This window comes from Paenibacillus sp. J22P277 (genome assembly GCF_059383675.1).
Map to the genome: position 1 here is coordinate 167,007 of NZ_JBXENS010000010.1, position 14,739 is coordinate 181,745.

Consider the following 14,739-nt stretch of genomic DNA (forward strand, 5'->3'; position numbering starts at 1 on the left):
TCGGCTTCAGCCGCGCCCGGTCACTTTCCAAAATATGTGATTCGATGCTATGATGGGCAGCATGGGAGCGTGATGGAGATGCCGCCGGAGGTAAAGGCGATTTCGGTGCTGTTTACGATCTTTATCGTGCTTTGGACGGCAGCGGCGTTGGTAGCTGCGATCTGGCCATATCGCATGTGGAAGATCGCGCAAGGATGGAGAGCGAGGCATGAGCCACCCGCGGCCTATTTTGTTTTCCAGCGCATCCTGGCAGGCTTGTTCGCCTTGGTTGGACTGGGGCTGCTGCTGCTTCCCGTATTTCGCTAAAAAAACGATGAAACGGATGGTGACGCGACATGTGCAGAAACATCAAAACCTTGTTCAACTTCGACCCGCCGGCAACGGAGGACGAGATTCAGGCGGCTTCCCTGCAATTCGTGCGGAAGCTGTCGGGCTTTAACCAGCCCTCCAAATCGAACGAGGCGGCCTTCCAATTGGCCGTTCAAGAAGTGACCGCGGCCGCGGAGAAGCTGCTGTCGACGCTCGTGACCAACAGTCCGCAGCGCAACCGCCAGATCGAGATCGAACGCGCGCGCATCCGTTCCGTCAAGCGTTTCGGGCCAAGGGAGAGCTGATTCTTTTATTCCTCCGCCTGAGGCAGCGCTTAAGCGTGTCGAATCGGCGCGAATCCGCTGCGAACGGTCAATGGAGGAAAAGGCTCTGTGAACGTTTAGTTACGAGCCCTTGGGCCGCTTTCTTAATCGCCGCCCGGACGGTATACTTGGGTTTCAGGGTCGCTTCGGTGCCGGACCAGGTGCCGATCGCGGCGATCGTATTCTAACGAACGAGGTCAACAGACCGATGTCCAAATCCAAACTGCCTTATGTACTCTTGCTGTTCGCGGCGGCCGCTTTCGTCGTCTATGCGCTATACAAAAACGTCCTCCAGGATCCCGAAGCCTCGGGCTTCCTGCGTCATAAGGGCAATTCCGCCCATCCGATCCATTTGCCGGTTTGGCTGTCCGTCATGCGGGTGCATCTCGGCTTCGCCTGCCTCGCCATGCTGTCCGGAGCGGTGAACTTCTCATCTTGGGTTCGGCGTCGTTATCGGCGGTTCCACAAGCGAAACGGATATGCGTACCTGATTGCCGTGCTCGTCGTGTCCTTGACGTCCGGCTATATGGCGCCGTATGCGACGGGAGGCGAGGCGGTCAGCTTCGCGTTCAATATGCTGAATATCATCTGGCCGGCTTTCACGGTACTGGCGATTCTCAATATCCGCCGAAAACGCATCGAGCGCCACCGGCAGTGGATGGCGCGCAGCTATGCGTTTTGTTTCACCAATCTGGCGGTGCATTCGCTCGCTTTCGCATTGGATCGCGGGACGGGCTTGTCGTATCCGGAGGCCTACGCAGCCGCTGTATATGGCGCCATCGTGCTGTTGTTGATAGCGGGGGAGGTCGCGATCCGGCTTTTTCCGGGGAAGCCGGCCGCGTCTGTCGCGTGACGGAGCGGCTGCCCCAGACCCGTGCCGCTGCGATCGGCCTGGATGCCGCCGGAGGGGCCGACATCGCCGCGAAAAAGGCTGCGTTCGACTGTATGCATGCAGTCGGACGCAGCCTTTTCCATTGTCTAGGCCTCCTCGGACGAGGACGGGTTGAGCTCCCGGCTGTACGCTTCCGGCGACTTGCCGATCATCGCTTTGAAGCTCTTGATGAAATGCGCCTGGTCATAGAATCCAAGATCCTGCGAGAGCCGGGTCCAGTCGGGAATGCCCCGGTCCTGCTCGATCAGCTCCGCGGCCTCTTGGAGGCGGAAGCGCTGGATAACCCATTTGGGGCTGACGCCGACGTACCGGCTGAACAGCCGCTGCAGCGATCGTTTGCTCAGCCCGAACCGATCGACGACTTCCTCGACCTTCGTAATCGTTCGATCGTCGATAACCTGCTGCACGATGTCGCCGATCAGCCTGATCTGGTCATCCGGTTCGGGAAGCCGCGAGCGGAGGAACGCTTCCGCCAGCCGGATGCGATCTTCGTCCGTCTCCGCCGCGAATATCCGCGCGGCCGTCTCTCCCGCTTCCTCGCCGAAAACCTCCTTCACGTCCAGGATTCGTCCGGTCAGCAGAGCCGCCGGCCGGCGCCAGAACGGATGGAACCCGCCGGGGCGGAATTTAATGCCGAGGACTTCGCCCTCGTCCTGCAGATAACGGGTGTAGGTGCTTCTCGGAACGCCGTATACGCCCGCGAAAGGGCCGTTATGGTCGCGTTCGAACGACAGGTTGATGTTGGGGTAAGAGAGAATGACTTGCGAGTAGGGAGCTTGTCCGCTCAAATCCCAACGGACGGTCCAATAATGCTCGATATAGGGGGCGAGGTCGGGCGACGGCTCAATGCGCCGCAGCGCGAACTTTTGCCGGGCCAACTCCGCTTTCAAAATGCCGCGATCGGATTGCTGGATAGGCTTGTCGCTCATCGTGTGCCTCCTTCGGCGAACGGTTGTCGCGTATTTACAATACCTGGCTTGCGGAAACCCTTATAATCGAGACTAGCACTTCGGTCCATGCAGCGCAATGGCAATTCCCGCAGTAACTCATCCCCAAGCTTGAATGGAGGGCAACAAAATGGAAGCGCTCAAGTACGAGATTTATATCGGGGCCAAGCCCGAAGACGTATGGAACGTATTCGTGACGCCGGAAGGAACCAAAGCGATCTTCTTCGGCAGCGTGCTGGAATCCACGTTCGAGATCGGCTCTCCCTACAAGTACGTCGGACCCGGCAACGAAGGCGAGCATACGATCCATGTCTACGGCGAGGTGCTCGAATACGAGCCGGGTAAACGCATGAGCTACACGGAGCATGCCGGCCCGTCCTACCGGGCCAACCATGCGGAGCTGGAGACGCGCGTCTCGCTGACGCTCGAGGTCGTCGGCGCCACCACGAAGCTGACGCTCGTGAACGACCAATGGCCGGACAACCATCCGTCCTACGAGAGCACGAAGCAAAGCTGGCCGATCATCGTCAGCAACATCAAGACGTACGCGGAGACGGGGAAAACGCTGGATTTCGGCTTCTGACGGAGCGGAATCGGGCGGATGAAAAGGCTGCGGAGGTGCTGCTGATGTGCAGCTGCCGCGGCTTTTTTTGTCGTGCATGGTTTGCGTTCGGGCTAGGTGTTCGTTCGGCTGCGAGACTTGCCTGCTCGGGTGCAAGGGCGGACGAACCACGGCAACCGGAAAGCTGGCCGCCCGCTTCTCGGAGCGGAACTTTGCGAAATATTTAGTTTACGCGCCTTGTCCGGACCTCGTATACTAATTTGGACATCAAGGCCGATGAAACGTGCCGGCTAACGTGCGGAGGACGCATGGGGCCCGTACGAGTATGAGGCGAATGAAGGAGTGACGAAAATGGATCATTACGTGTTTAACCAATTGGAATTCGTGCGTTCGCAAACGCTGAAGCTGGCGGAGGGCGTGTCGGAGGAAGCGGCCGATCTCGTTCCGGACGGTTTCCGCAACAATATCCGCTGGCATCTGGGACATATTTATGTCGTCCTGGAGCGGTTTGCATTCAAATACGACGCCATGCCGCTCGACGTGCCGCCTGGCTGGACGGAACGGTTCGAGTCCGGGAGCTCGCCGCTTACGGCGCCGGCGGACATCGCTTTGCCGACGTTGGACGAGCTGAGAGACCGTCTCGGCAGCCAGATCGCGCGCATCCGCCGCACGCTTGAGGGCAATCTGCAATTGCCGGTCGCATCGCCGTATACCACCTCGGCGGGGATGTATCTGGAGAAGCCGGAGCATTTCCTCAGCTTCAACCTGTATCACGAGGCCATGCATCTGAGCACGATCAGGGCGTTCAAAAGACTGCTGTCCGTTTAGGACGGCAGTTTTTTTCGTCCACGGGGCTGCATGTCAGACGATGGTATGGTGCTCAGGCCTGTTACTTGATGCTACCCCTCGCGGATTCCGTTGCCCCGGGCACCCGTTGCGGCAGTCATCCCGAAACCCTGGTTCCGCGCGTTCCATTGGCGTGGATGTTTAAGCCCCGTTCGACGTTGGGTAATAGGGAAGGGACAGCATTGATAGAAGGAGGGGTAACGATGAGTTTCTCTAATATTTTGGTCGCGTACGACGGAGGCATGCCATCCGTGAAGGCGCTCGATAAAGCGATCGACATGGTTCGGCATTATCCCGAAGCCAAATTGACGGTAATCTACGTATACAGCGTGGCGGCGGTTGCGGTCGCCGATTCGGTCGTATCGGTGCCGGTTTCCATCCAGCGGGAGCAGTTTTTGGAGGCGCAGGAGCAGTTGAAGGAAGTGGAAGCGCGGCTCGCCCCGATTCCGAACGCCGGCACGGCGCTTCTGGAAGGCAGTCCGGGGGAAGCGATCGTCGATTACGCCAATCGGCATCTATGCGACTTGATCATCGTGGGCAATCGCGGGTTCGGCGCGATCCGCGAGTTCGTCATGGGCAGCGTGAGCCACTATGTGCTGCAGCATACGGAAGTGCCGCTGCTCGTCATCAAATAATGCCCGTTCGCCCGGACGCGATATGTCCGGCTCATAAAAGGCGACCCGCAAGCAGCGATGCCGTACGGCACGGGCTTGCGGGTCGTTTGCGTTTTGAGGATTGCATGGCAATGTGGATTTCACTGGAATCTATAGCAACTTTATGATATTGTAACTTTGTAATAAAAAATACAAAAACGGCATTCAAACAGGAGAACGGCGATGTCACCCAAGAAGAAAAGCATGGTGCTGTCCATTCGGTTGGACGAGACGGCGCTCGAGGCTATCGATCTGCTGGTGGAATCCGGGCTGGAATCGAACCGGTCCAGGGCGGCGACCCATTTGCTGAGCGCCGGCATCGGCGTATCGGAAGACCTGCTTCGCAAAGCGCGGTCGCTGGCGAACCAGGTGAAGCAGCTGCGGAGCGAGATGGTCGAAGCGGTCAAGGCGGGCCAGGCGGAGAAGGTATCCGCGCTGCTGGACCGGGATCCCGAGCTTGCGAACGCGCGCAACGACAGCGGCGAAACGGCGGTGCTCATGGCGGCTTATTATCGCTCGTCGGCCATCAAGGAAATGCTGCTCGACCATGGCGCGGAGCTCGGCGTCTACGAGGCCGCCGCCGTCGGCAGCACGGCGCGCGTCGCGGAATGGCTGGCGCAGTCTCCCGAATTGCTCGGGAGCCGCAGCGGCGACGGCTATACGCTGCTCGGACTGGCCGCGCATTTCGGCTGCGAAGAGACGGCGCGGTATCTGCTCGATCAAGGGGCGGACGTGAACGCGCGGAGCCGCGACGGCCAGTTGGACAACATGGCGATCCATGCGGCGATCGCGGGGAACTACGAGCCTATCGTCAAGCTGCTGCTCGCGCGGGGAGCGGACGTGCGCGCGGTCTGCGAGGGAACGTGGCGGCGGGGCTTCACGGCGCTGCATATCGCGGCGTATTTCGGCCGGAGCGGGATGATACCGCTGCTGCTGGAAGCGGGTGCGGACCGCGCCGCGCGCACCGATGCCGGGCAGACCGCCGCCGAGCTGGCCGTCATGAGGGAACATGCGGAGACGGCCGCGTTATTGCAAGCTTAATCCATCGATAAGGGAGAAGATGCACATGGAGCCTAAACAAAGCATCGCGCCGGAGCTGGTCAAGGAGTTCGTCGGCCATGCGCACGGGGATTTGACCCGCGTGCGGGAGCTGTTGGAGCAGGAGCCGGGGCTGCTGAACGCGGCCTGGGATTGGGGCGGCGGCGATTGGGAGACCGCGCTTGGCGCAGCGGCGCATATGGGCCGGCGGGATATTGCGCTGTTCCTGCTCGAGCGGGGAGCGCGCCTCGATCTGTTCGCGGCCGCCATGCTCGGCAAGCTGGAGGTCGTGAAGGCGATGATCGCGGAGCAATCGTCGCTCAAGGACGCCCTCGGTCCGCACGGCATCCCGCTCGTCGCGCATGCGCAGGCAGGCGGCGAAGAGGCTTCGGCCGTGATCGCGTTCCTGCAGTAAGCAAGCGCAGGGCCGGTATCGGCGCCGAATGAACGGCAAGGAGCTGTCCCGGGATTCGCGCGCGCGAACCGGGGACAGCTCCTTTATTCTTAGGTCAATCGAGCGGCGGCGCTGATAGGAGCAAGCGGGATAAACGCACGATGAGCCGGGTTTTAGGCGAAGCGCGTCCACGATTTCAGCGTTTGCGCGACATCCGTGCCTTCGACAATCATACGATGGATATCCTCGTTGACCAGTTGGCGGGAGGCGTTCCATTTCTCGCTGACATAGAAGCCGCTCACATGCACATCGTTCAGCTCCGCAAGATAACGCGACCAGATGCGGTGCGCCGCCATGCCGCTTTGCTCGGCGATCAGCTCGCCGAAAGCCTCCGTGTCGCCCTGCTTCGCGCGCTCGGCCAGGTCGCGGCGATCCGTTTCCTCGTTCTCGGCGCTTCGGCTGCCCATTCGGTCCGGACGGCCGCGTTCATCCGTTTTGTACATGTTCATCGCTGCCCTCCGCGTAATCGATTCGTCCTCGTAAGGTAAGATGCCGGAACGGGTATAAATTTGAACAGACAATCCATATTTAGTTAAATTAAGTTAAGTGTACCATCCGGACCGGGAACGCGATAGGGGACGCTCCCCGCGGCAAAGCCCCGCCGCGTCTAGGAAAACGGCAATTAATCGATTATGATGGGAACGATTGTCCAATTCGGAAAGGGAAGGCGATATCATGAGCGAGCAGGCTATCTCGACGTTCTTCATGTTCAACGGCCAGGCGGAAGAAGCGATGGAATTCTATGTATCGTTGTTCGACGGTTCCGAGGTTGCGCATATTTACCGTCACCCGGACGGCAAGGTGCTCCATGCGGCGTTCACGCTAAGGGGGCAAAGCTTCATGGCGATCGATAACATGCAGGGCGACCATCCGTTCACGCCCGCGATCTCGCAGTTCGTGCCGTTCGGCTCGGAAGAGGAGCTGCGGACGGTATTCGCCAGGCTGTCGGAGGGCGGGGCCGCGCTCATGCCGCTCGAGCCGATTCCTTCCAGCCGGCTGTTCGGCTGGGTGCAGGACAGGTTCGGCGTATCGTGGCAGCTGAGCTTGCGCGAGCACTAGATCGCTCCGGGCAAACGATTGCCCGGCATGGGCCGCAACGCCGGCTTAACGTAAAAACCGGGAGCCCCCTGCAAGAGGGTCTCCCGGTTTTTTTCGCTGCCGAAGTTATCGCTGCATTCAGTCTTCCCCGCTCGCGGGCTCGCCGACCAGCCGGGCGACGTTCGTCTTCTGCAGCGCCTCGTGCAGCACGCTGCGGTACATCGGAACCTCGGGCTGTTGGTCGGCCATTTGCTCGTAGAAATGGGCGACTTTGCCGAAGTAATACGGATACGCGTCGACCGCCGGCACCAGACCGTTCGCATCCGCTTCCCAGCGGTAGGCTTCGATCCGGTACGACTGCTCCGAATCCTGCAGCCACAGCGCCAGCTCGCACTTGCCGTCCGGTCCGTCGATGCCCGGCATATCCTCGATCTCCAGCCAGTCGTAGGCGATGCCGCTTGGCACGATGCGCGTCAGCCCCGCCCCCGTCCATTGCAGGATGTCGAGCTCCACCCGGCCGTCCTCGTGCTGCCAGCCGACGAGCAGGCTGTTCTGGCCGGCCCGGGCAACGGGAGCCGCCGTCAGGTCCGCCACGTACACGCCTTTGCCGCTGGCATGCGCGAACATCTGCCAGCTGCCGCCGTTGTTCTTGAGCACGATCAGGTTCTGTTCGCCTTGGTAACGGTAAAGCGCGACCAGCTCCACGTTGAAGTCGTAATCGAGATCGGCGAAAAGCACCGCCGGCATGCTTCCGTGCCGCGTCAGCACGGCCAGCTCCGCGCCGTACGGAATGAAGTTCCGCACGACCGATACCGCATAGTTTACATTCTGGTTCATCCTCATCCCCCGTTTTCAGGATCATTCATGAAAGCATATGCCGGCCGAAAGGGGTACATGTCACCGGAAACGCCGATAAGGTCCCGGATCGTGCCGCCAAGATAAGCATCGAATATCTAGGAGACGGCAACGGATGGCAGTGGTTTCTGTAAACCGGTCCGGCTGCGTTCGCCAAGGACGGTTGGTTGCGCTGCCTGCCGCGGTGTTATAATAGATGAAGTCTGAATTTGACAAAGGGGTCATGCAGCATGGCATTGGAAATCGAACGGAAGTTTCTGCCGGCGGAATTTCCGGAACGGCAAATCAAGGAAGGCTTGCTTAACGTGGTGTCCGAGCAGCGAATCGAGCAGACGTACTTGGCGATCGACGAGACGCAGGAGCTGCGCGTACGCCGGATTACGGACGCATCGTCGGGCGAAGTGTTCTACACCCAGACGTTCAAGGCCGGAAACGGGCTATCCCGCGAAGAGATCGAATACGGGATTACGGAAGGCATTTACGGGCAGCTCACCGATGGCCGCGGGTTCGTTCCGCTGACGAAGGACCGCGTCACGGCGCAGTGGAACGGCCGGAAGGTGGAGATCGATCGGTACGATCAGATCCGATTGACCGTGCTGGAAGTGGAATTCGACTCCGTCGAGGAGGCCGAAGGCTTCATGCCGCCGGATTGGTTCGGACGGGATATCAGCTCCGAGCGGCAGTACAGCAATAAGACGGTGTGGCGCGAGCTCCAGAGCGGCAGTTTATAACGAACGACGGGCCTTAATAGCAAGCAAACGGCGCACAATCGCCGGAACAGAAACGCCAGTCGCTCGGACCGGCGACGAAAGAAGAACAAGGAAGTGACCATGATGACAACGACCGCGAACGACCGCGTGCTAGCGGCGGCGGAGGCATACGCCCGGGCGGAGCTTGGCGGCGACGTCACCGGGCATGATTGGTGGCATATTCACCGCGTCGTCCGCATGGCGCGGCATTTGGCGGAGCGGGAGGGAGCGGACGTCTTCATCTGCTCGCTCGCAGCGCTGCTCCATGACGTGGCCGACGAGAAATTGAACGATTCCAAGGAGAGCGGGCTGCTCAAGGTGGAGGACTGGCTCGCGGACCAGCCGATAGCCGAAGCCGACCGGACGCATGTCATCGAGATTATCGCGAACATGTCCTATAACGGCGGCGCCAACCCGCCGATGCGCACGCCGGAGGGCCGGGTCGTGCAGGATGCCGACCGCCTCGACGCCATCGGCGCGATCGCGATCGCGCGGGCGTTCCTGTACGCCGGCTGGAAGGGCGATCCGATCTACGATCCGGCGCTGAAGCCGCGGGATGCGATGACGGCCGCCGAGTACCGCACGGGCAAGAGCACGGCGATCAATCATTTTCACGAGAAGCTGCTGAAGCTGAAGGACCGCATCAACACGCCGAGCGCCAAGGCGATCGCCGAGGAGCGGCATGAGTATATGAAGGCGTACGTGGAGCGGTTCATGGACGAGTGGGACGGGATCGGGGACTAAGGCGCTGCGCACATGGTGTTCATTGCCGTTCATCGCATAGGAAGCAGGCTTGCTTGCGTATGGCAGCCGCGCACACGTATGGCGCAGTAATCGGACCGGGTGGTGTCCGCGATGCAAGGTGAGAACACTCGCCCGCAGAAGCCGCTTTCGATTCCGCCTTCCGTAACGCAAAAAAGGCTTGCCCGGCCCGCGAACGCACCGTTCGCGGCAGGCAAGCCTTTTCCATATCGCCAACCCTATTGCGCCTGCTCGGCAGATTCTCCCGGCTCCAGCACCAGCGCCACCGGGCAGTGGTCGCTGCCCATCACCTCGCAGTGAATCTCGGCGTCGACGAGCGAAGGCGCGAGCCGCGCGGACACGAGGAAATAGTCGATCCGCCACCCCACGTTCCGTTCCCGGACTTTCGGCATGTAGGACCACCAAGAATAAACGTCTCCGCGGTCGGGGTAGAAATGCCTGAAGGAATCGACGAAGCCGGCTTCGAGGAGCGAGGTCATCTTGCCGCGTTCCTCCAGCGTGAAGCCGGAGTTGCCCATGTTCGGCTTCGGATGCTTCAGGTCGATCTCCTCGTGCGCGACGTTCAAGTCGCCGCAGACGATCACGGGCTTCTTGGCGTCCAGCTCCAGCAAGTAGTTCCGGAAGCGGTCTTCCCAGTCCAACCGGTAGTCCAGCCGCGCGAGATCGCGCTTGGCGTTCGGCGTGTAGACGTTCACGAGGTAGAACGATTCGAACTCCAGCGTCAGCATCCGGCCCTCCGGCTCGTAAACCTCCTCGATGCCGTAGCGAACGGAAAGCGGCTCGGCCTTCGTGAAGACCGCCGTGCCGGAGTAGCCTTTCTTCTCCGCGTAGTTCCAATACGATCGATAGCCATCGCCGAGCTCCAGCTGGATTTGCCCCTCCTGCAGCTTCGTCTCCTGCACGCAGAATATATCCGCGTCCACCGCTTCGAAATAATCCATGAACCCTTTGGTCACGCAGGCCCGCAGCCCGTTGACGTTCCATGATACCAGCTTCATTGCCGTACAGCTCCTCTATCCCATGTTGGGTTTACTGTACCCGGGAATCGCCGGAGGTGTCAACCTGTCCGGCCGTCGGCGCGTTCCGGCAGGCCCGATGACGGCAGCCGCTCGCACCGAGGCGTTTTGACTTCTCCGATCCGGCTCAACTATACTAATTTGGAGTAAACATTCCATGGTAGACGGGGGATTGGACGGTATGTCAGCCAAGCGAGGAAAGAAGTACGAAAATCTGGTGCCGACCTCCATGGGCGTCAATCTGCGGTCGCTTGCCGGCATGCTCCGGGATCAGTTCCGGAGCGACCCGCGGCGCCGGCCGGCGAAGCCGATTCCGGTCGTTCCGCTGTCGCTGTCCCCGCAAGCGCGGCCGGAGGGAATCCGGGTGACCTGGTTCGGGCATTCCGCGTTTCTGCTGGAGCTGGAAGGCCGGCGCCTGCTGTTCGACCCGATGTTCTCGGCTTCGCCGTCGCCCGTGCCGATCTTCGGCGGCAAACGCTACAGCGGGACGCTGCCGCTCGCGCCGGAGGACTTTCCGAAGCTGGATGCCATCATTCTCTCGCATAATCACTTCGACCATTTGGACAAGCCGTCCATTCGCAAGCTGCGGGACAAAACGGAACGTTTCGTCGTGCCCCTCGGCGTGCGGGGCCTCCTGATCAAATGGGGCGTGCCGCCGGAACGGGTCACGGAGCACGGCTGGTGGGACGAGCTGGAGTTGGCGGGTTTGAAGCTGGCCTGCACGCCCGCGCGCCATTTCTCCGGAAGAGGGCTGAGCGACCGCAACGGCTCGCTGTGGTGCTCGTGGGTTATTCACGGACCGAACAGCCGGGTGTTCTTCAGCGGGGACAGCGGCTATGCGCCGCATTTCAAGGACATCGGGGACAAATACGGCCCGTTCGACCTGACGATGATGGAGTGCGGACAGTACGACGAACGCTGGGCGAACATCCACATGATGCCGGAGCAGACGGTGCAGGCGCATCGCGACGTGCGCGGCGGGTTGCTCGTGCCGATTCATTGGGCGGCGTTCACGCTCGGCTTCCATGCGTGGGACGAGCCCGTCGAGCGCGCGGTCAAGGCCGCCCGCGCCCAAGGCGTCCGCATCGCCACGCCGCGGATCGGAGAGACCGTCGAGGTGTCGGAGGAGGGTTACCCGCAGTCGGCCTGGTGGCGGGAATAGCAGCGAAGCACAACCGGATTCTCCTGCGGAGGATGCGGTTTTTTTGCGTTGCCCGAGGATGCGCGGCCCTGCATACAAGCCGGGCGATTATACGATACTACCAGGAAGGAACATTATGGGAAACGGCGGCGAGCGGTTGCTTCGAGCGCTGAGCGCGAGGAGACGGGCATGCAAAAAGGCCCCGCCGAACGCGGGGAAACGCGCCCGAGGGGACCTGCCGGTAAAGATGCGGTGCCAGCGCGGGAAATCATAAGAAACCGCAGGGAACCTGCGCGTGCCGGCCGATTGGCGCAGCCTATCGGCGCGGAACTGTCAGAGCCGGAGCTTACCCTGTTGCTGTACGCATCTCTAAGATGCCGCTTCCCGCTCATGGCATGCCGCGCTTGACGCGCGGCTATGCGGCAGGGCTGCCGCTTACGCCTGCACGACCGGCTTGGCCGCTTCTTTCACCCAATCGTGGACATGCCCCCAACTTGCCCATACGGAGCGGACCCAGTCCTGAATCGCGGCATCGCGGCTCGGACCGGCCTCGGCTCGAAGGACATCCTGTACGTTCATGCCCGCGGACGTCGGGGGCGGCGTCAGCTCCGGCCAGTCGGATTTTCGCCTGCCCAGCTCCATATGGGCCTGCTGCACCTGCCTGCCCGTAAAGCCGTGCTCCACGACCAGATAGAGGCCGATCAGCGAGAAAGCCGTCGTGATCGGGCGCGTCCCGCCGCCGGAATGCTGCGCGCCGTAAGCGTCGAGCGCCAGCTGGTGAATGAATAGTTCGTGTCCGCGGGACGCGGTATAGAGAGACAGCTCGTTATACAGCTCCATGCATTCGCCGGACGCGTGAAACCGCGGTGGTTCGGCGTACGATTGGTTCGGCAGCATCAATCCGCAGCCGGGGCATTTCACGATGGATGATTTCATGGCAAGCACCTCCAGGTCGTTTTATTGCGTAAGGGGCAGGTCATCGGCGAAAGCAATGCAGCGCTGCGCGGCGTCGGCAGCGGCGAAAGCGAGCAGCTCCCCGCCTTCGGCGAGAAGCGCCGCGCGATCGGGTTCTTCCAGCGGCCCGAACGGCGTCAGGATCAGCTTGGCGGTATCCTTCGCGCGCTCGATCCTCCATAGGCCGGCGACGAATCCGTCCACGAGGAACGCGGACCGAATCAAGCCGTTATCGGTAAAGACGAGCGGTCGGAGCTCTTCCGCGAGGATGCGCGAGCGGTCGGCATGCGACAGCAGGATGTTATCGAACTCCGCGAGGAAGCGTACCGGCGCGGCCGCATGCTCATCGGGAAGCGGGGCGCCCGGCGCATCGAATAATTCCGTCCCGCGCTCGTCGCGGAAGACGCGGAGCCGCGGACGGAGCGCCTCCACGACGTCGCGCAGCCCCGTCAAGCCCGACCAGGCGGCCATGTCCTTGACCGAAGCGGGACCGAAGGCCGCGAGATAGCGCAGCAGAAGATCAGAGGTAGTGGATTCGGCCTCGGACGGCAGGTCCGCAAGCCAGGCTTCGGCCGACGTATGGGCGGCTTGGGCGCTCGCGCCCCACATGCCGCGGGGCGTCACCTGCACGAGCGGGACATATGTGCGCACCGCGTTCGCGAGCGCGGGTGCCTCGCGATCCGGCCAATGCCGGTCGCGGAGCAGGGCGCCGAGCTCCGCGAACGTGAGCGGGCGCTCCTCGACGAGGGCCCGCCCGGCTGCGGCAAGCTCCGCCGGGTCGAGCCCGGCGAGCTTGCGGCCGAAATTGCCCTTCAGCGCCCGTTCGTGCACGGGCTGGAGGAGCGGGCGCAGCCGCTGGCAGTCCCGGGCGGAGACGAGGTGGATGGTGGAACGCATCAGCGCGATGCGAACCGCCTCGCGCTCGGCCATCAGCCGCGACAGGTCGTCCGTCCGGAACCGCGCAAGCCGCGACCAGAGTCCGGCATAAGGGGCGGTCGGCGCCTGCGATTGCATGCCGACCAGATGCTCGATGGCCGCGATCGGCGATATGGCCGCCCGCTTCAGCAGCAGCTGGCGCGCGAGCAGCGCCCGGTTGAGCGCTCGGCGGCCGAGCACGGGCGCCTCGTCCTGGGCGGCTCTCGCCCGGCGTTTAGGAGGAGCGTCGAATGGTTCTTCCACGCCGCGATCACTTCCTCTCTTGATGGTATTTTCTTGACCCGAAGCGGAGGACCGCGGCTCATGACCCGCTCACGGGGGAGTCGAATGCTTCAGACAGCGAACGAAAGCCGGGCGGCAGCGCGGCGGGAAAGGAGGGATGCTTCATGATAGCCAAGCAAGCCTACAGTCTGGATCACGCCGTCTCCGCGGACGGCACGATGATCGGGTATCGCCGGCTCGGCAGCGGGCCCGGATTGATCCTCGTTCACGGCGCGTTCGTCTCCGGCCACGAATACGAGAAATTGGCCGCGGAGCTGGCGGATGCGTTCACCGTATACAACATCGACCGCCGCGGGCGGCGCTACAGCGGGCCGCAGGGCGAGCGGTACAGCATCGCAAAGGAATGCGAGGACGTGATGGCGGTGCGGCTTGCGACGGGCGCGACCCTTCTGTTCGGCCACAGCTACGGCGGGCTGATCGCGTTGGAGCTGGCCAGGAGCCATCCGGACGTTTTCGCGAGAATCGCGGTTTACGAACCGGCGATCTCCGTCGGCGGCGCTTTTCCGTCCGATTGGCTGCCCGCCTACAAGCGGGCCATGGAGCGGGGCCGGGAGCTGTCGGCGTTCGTGCATTTTCTGAAAGGCGTCGCCGTCTCGCGGCGGGTCTCGCGCATGCCGGCCTGGCTGCTGAAGCTGCTCCTGCTCCCGTCCCTGCTGTTCCGGGAGGGCCGAAAGCTGAAGGATAAGCTTCCGACGCTGATCAAGGAGATGGAGGAAGTGTTCCGGCTCGATTCCACGGTTTCCGCCTACGCCGCGATCACGGCGAGCACGCTCGTCATGGCCGGCGGCGACAGCCCGGCGTTCCTGCTGCAAGGCGCCCGCGCGGCGGCGGAAGCCATCCCGGAGGCAAGCCTGATGCTGCTGGAAGGCCTGGGGCATAACGCGCCCGATCTGTTCAACCAACGCGAGATCGCGGAGCGGCTGAAGGCGTTTTGCGGGCCATGAGGCGACGGCAAGGTCCTTTCAAGCGGCAAAGAACCTCG

General features: G+C 62.1%; 19 protein-coding genes. 13 read left to right on the top strand and 6 right to left on the bottom strand.

The window, feature by feature from the left end:
- Nucleotides 1–78: 78 nt before the first annotated feature.
- The 3 genes from AC50YL_RS31765 (at nt 79) to AC50YL_RS31775 (ending at nt 1,485) form a co-directional block, all read left to right on the top strand.
- Nucleotides 79–306 (top strand): DUF6199 family natural product biosynthesis protein, encoded by a 228-nt coding sequence (locus tag AC50YL_RS31765; RefSeq protein ID WP_494837356.1) that lies wholly within the window; start codon nt 79–81, stop codon nt 304–306.
- 29 nt (nt 307–335) lie between these two features.
- On the top strand, nt 336–614 hold the full coding sequence (locus tag AC50YL_RS31770; protein WP_161746105.1) for a DUF2277 domain-containing protein: 279 nt from the start codon (nt 336–338) through the stop codon (nt 612–614).
- Between the two features lie 226 nt (nt 615–840).
- Nucleotides 841–1,485: a DUF2306 domain-containing protein gene (locus tag AC50YL_RS31775; protein WP_494837358.1), complete on the top strand. Its 645-nt coding sequence runs from the start codon at nt 841–843 to the stop codon at nt 1,483–1,485.
- Between the two features lie 125 nt (nt 1,486–1,610).
- On the opposite strand, the gene AC50YL_RS31780 is transcribed toward AC50YL_RS31775, so the two are convergent.
- Nucleotides 1,611–2,453: a DUF6597 domain-containing transcriptional factor gene (locus AC50YL_RS31780; protein ID WP_494837360.1), complete on the bottom strand. Its 843-nt coding sequence runs from the start codon at nt 2,451–2,453 to the stop codon at nt 1,611–1,613.
- 148 nt (nt 2,454–2,601) lie between these two features.
- On the opposite strand from AC50YL_RS31780, the gene AC50YL_RS31785 reads away from it, so the two are divergent.
- The 5 genes from AC50YL_RS31785 to AC50YL_RS31805 all read left to right on the top strand — a co-directional run bounded on the left by AC50YL_RS31785 (nt 2,602) and on the right by AC50YL_RS31805 (nt 5,985).
- Nucleotides 2,602–3,054, top strand: coding sequence for an SRPBCC family protein (locus tag AC50YL_RS31785; protein WP_494837362.1), 453 nt, complete (start codon nt 2,602–2,604; stop codon nt 3,052–3,054).
- A 330-nt stretch (nt 3,055–3,384) separates the two neighbouring features.
- Nucleotides 3,385–3,861 (top strand): DinB family protein, encoded by a 477-nt coding sequence (locus AC50YL_RS31790; RefSeq protein WP_494837364.1) that lies wholly within the window; start codon nt 3,385–3,387, stop codon nt 3,859–3,861.
- Nucleotides 3,862–4,082: 221 nt separating this feature from the next.
- Nucleotides 4,083–4,514, top strand: coding sequence for a universal stress protein (locus AC50YL_RS31795; protein ID WP_494837365.1), 432 nt, complete (start codon nt 4,083–4,085; stop codon nt 4,512–4,514).
- 201 nt (nt 4,515–4,715) lie between these two features.
- Nucleotides 4,716–5,573 (top strand): ankyrin repeat domain-containing protein, encoded by an 858-nt coding sequence (locus AC50YL_RS31800; protein WP_494837367.1) that lies wholly within the window; start codon nt 4,716–4,718, stop codon nt 5,571–5,573.
- Nucleotides 5,574–5,598: 25 nt separating this feature from the next.
- On the top strand, nt 5,599–5,985 hold the full coding sequence (locus AC50YL_RS31805; protein ID WP_494837368.1) for an ankyrin repeat domain-containing protein: 387 nt from the start codon (nt 5,599–5,601) through the stop codon (nt 5,983–5,985).
- Nucleotides 5,986–6,137: 152 nt separating this feature from the next.
- Here AC50YL_RS31805 and AC50YL_RS31810 read toward each other — a convergent pair whose 3' ends face one another.
- Nucleotides 6,138–6,473, bottom strand: coding sequence for a hypothetical protein (locus AC50YL_RS31810; protein WP_494837370.1), 336 nt, complete (start codon nt 6,471–6,473; stop codon nt 6,138–6,140).
- A 226-nt stretch (nt 6,474–6,699) separates the two neighbouring features.
- Between AC50YL_RS31810 and AC50YL_RS31815 the strand changes: the two genes are divergently transcribed.
- Entirely contained in the window at nt 6,700–7,083 is a 384-nt protein-coding gene (locus AC50YL_RS31815) for a VOC family protein (RefSeq protein WP_494837371.1), read from the top strand.
- Nucleotides 7,084–7,200: 117 nt separating this feature from the next.
- Here AC50YL_RS31815 and AC50YL_RS31820 read toward each other — a convergent pair whose 3' ends face one another.
- Complete coding sequence (locus AC50YL_RS31820) at nt 7,201–7,899, bottom strand: hypothetical protein (protein WP_494837373.1); 699 nt, start codon at nt 7,897–7,899, stop codon at nt 7,201–7,203.
- Between the two features lie 248 nt (nt 7,900–8,147).
- Here AC50YL_RS31820 and AC50YL_RS31825 point away from each other — a divergent pair, with 248 nt between their 5' ends.
- Both AC50YL_RS31825 and AC50YL_RS31830 read left to right on the top strand, forming a co-directional pair.
- Nucleotides 8,148–8,648, top strand: coding sequence for a CYTH domain-containing protein (locus AC50YL_RS31825; RefSeq protein WP_494837374.1), 501 nt, complete (start codon nt 8,148–8,150; stop codon nt 8,646–8,648).
- A 99-nt stretch (nt 8,649–8,747) separates the two neighbouring features.
- On the top strand, nt 8,748–9,410 hold the full coding sequence (locus AC50YL_RS31830; protein ID WP_494837375.1) for an HD domain-containing protein: 663 nt from the start codon (nt 8,748–8,750) through the stop codon (nt 9,408–9,410).
- Nucleotides 9,411–9,646: 236 nt separating this feature from the next.
- On the opposite strand, the gene AC50YL_RS31835 is transcribed toward AC50YL_RS31830, so the two are convergent.
- Nucleotides 9,647–10,426 carry an exodeoxyribonuclease III gene (locus tag AC50YL_RS31835; RefSeq protein WP_494837376.1) on the bottom strand — a complete coding sequence of 260 codons (780 nt, stop codon included), beginning with the start codon at nt 10,424–10,426 and terminating at the stop codon, nt 9,647–9,649.
- 199 nt (nt 10,427–10,625) lie between these two features.
- Between AC50YL_RS31835 and AC50YL_RS31840 the strand changes: the two genes are divergently transcribed.
- Nucleotides 10,626–11,606 (top strand): MBL fold metallo-hydrolase, encoded by a 981-nt coding sequence (locus AC50YL_RS31840; RefSeq protein WP_494837377.1) that lies wholly within the window; start codon nt 10,626–10,628, stop codon nt 11,604–11,606.
- 414 nt (nt 11,607–12,020) lie between these two features.
- On the opposite strand, the gene AC50YL_RS31845 is transcribed toward AC50YL_RS31840, so the two are convergent.
- Both AC50YL_RS31845 and AC50YL_RS31850 read right to left on the bottom strand, forming a co-directional pair.
- A complete protein-coding gene (locus AC50YL_RS31845) occupies nt 12,021–12,521 on the bottom strand; it encodes a DUF5946 family protein (RefSeq protein ID WP_494837378.1) in 501 nt (166 codons plus the stop codon).
- 21 nt (nt 12,522–12,542) lie between these two features.
- Nucleotides 12,543–13,718, bottom strand: coding sequence for a winged helix DNA-binding domain-containing protein (locus AC50YL_RS31850; RefSeq protein ID WP_494837380.1), 1,176 nt, complete (start codon nt 13,716–13,718; stop codon nt 12,543–12,545).
- A 143-nt stretch (nt 13,719–13,861) separates the two neighbouring features.
- Here AC50YL_RS31850 and AC50YL_RS31855 point away from each other — a divergent pair, with 143 nt between their 5' ends.
- Nucleotides 13,862–14,701, top strand: a complete 840-nt coding sequence (locus tag AC50YL_RS31855; RefSeq protein ID WP_494837381.1) for an alpha/beta fold hydrolase — start codon at nt 13,862–13,864, stop codon at nt 14,699–14,701.
- Nucleotides 14,702–14,739 lie beyond the last annotated feature (38 nt).

Coding starts and splice junctions, on each gene's coding strand:
- AC50YL_RS31765 (WP_494837356.1), top strand. CDS start 79: ATGCCGCCGGAGGTAAAGGCGATTTCGGTGCTGTTTACGATCTTTATC.
- AC50YL_RS31770 (WP_161746105.1), top strand. CDS start 336: ATGTGCAGAAACATCAAAACCTTGTTCAACTTCGACCCGCCGGCAACG.
- AC50YL_RS31775 (WP_494837358.1), top strand. CDS start 841: ATGTCCAAATCCAAACTGCCTTATGTACTCTTGCTGTTCGCGGCGGCC.
- AC50YL_RS31780 (WP_494837360.1), bottom strand. CDS start 2,453: ATGAGCGACAAGCCTATCCAGCAATCCGATCGCGGCATTTTGAAAGCG.
- AC50YL_RS31785 (WP_494837362.1), top strand. CDS start 2,602: ATGGAAGCGCTCAAGTACGAGATTTATATCGGGGCCAAGCCCGAAGAC.
- AC50YL_RS31790 (WP_494837364.1), top strand. CDS start 3,385: ATGGATCATTACGTGTTTAACCAATTGGAATTCGTGCGTTCGCAAACG.
- AC50YL_RS31795 (WP_494837365.1), top strand. CDS start 4,083: ATGAGTTTCTCTAATATTTTGGTCGCGTACGACGGAGGCATGCCATCC.
- AC50YL_RS31800 (WP_494837367.1), top strand. CDS start 4,716: ATGTCACCCAAGAAGAAAAGCATGGTGCTGTCCATTCGGTTGGACGAG.
- AC50YL_RS31805 (WP_494837368.1), top strand. CDS start 5,599: ATGGAGCCTAAACAAAGCATCGCGCCGGAGCTGGTCAAGGAGTTCGTC.
- AC50YL_RS31810 (WP_494837370.1), bottom strand. CDS start 6,473: ATGAACATGTACAAAACGGATGAACGCGGCCGTCCGGACCGAATGGGC.
- AC50YL_RS31815 (WP_494837371.1), top strand. CDS start 6,700: ATGAGCGAGCAGGCTATCTCGACGTTCTTCATGTTCAACGGCCAGGCG.
- AC50YL_RS31820 (WP_494837373.1), bottom strand. CDS start 7,899: ATGAACCAGAATGTAAACTATGCGGTATCGGTCGTGCGGAACTTCATT.
- AC50YL_RS31825 (WP_494837374.1), top strand. CDS start 8,148: ATGGCATTGGAAATCGAACGGAAGTTTCTGCCGGCGGAATTTCCGGAA.
- AC50YL_RS31830 (WP_494837375.1), top strand. CDS start 8,748: ATGATGACAACGACCGCGAACGACCGCGTGCTAGCGGCGGCGGAGGCA.
- AC50YL_RS31835 (WP_494837376.1), bottom strand. CDS start 10,426: ATGAAGCTGGTATCATGGAACGTCAACGGGCTGCGGGCCTGCGTGACC.
- AC50YL_RS31840 (WP_494837377.1), top strand. CDS start 10,626: ATGTCAGCCAAGCGAGGAAAGAAGTACGAAAATCTGGTGCCGACCTCC.
- AC50YL_RS31845 (WP_494837378.1), bottom strand. CDS start 12,521: ATGAAATCATCCATCGTGAAATGCCCCGGCTGCGGATTGATGCTGCCG.
- AC50YL_RS31855 (WP_494837381.1), top strand. CDS start 13,862: ATGATAGCCAAGCAAGCCTACAGTCTGGATCACGCCGTCTCCGCGGAC.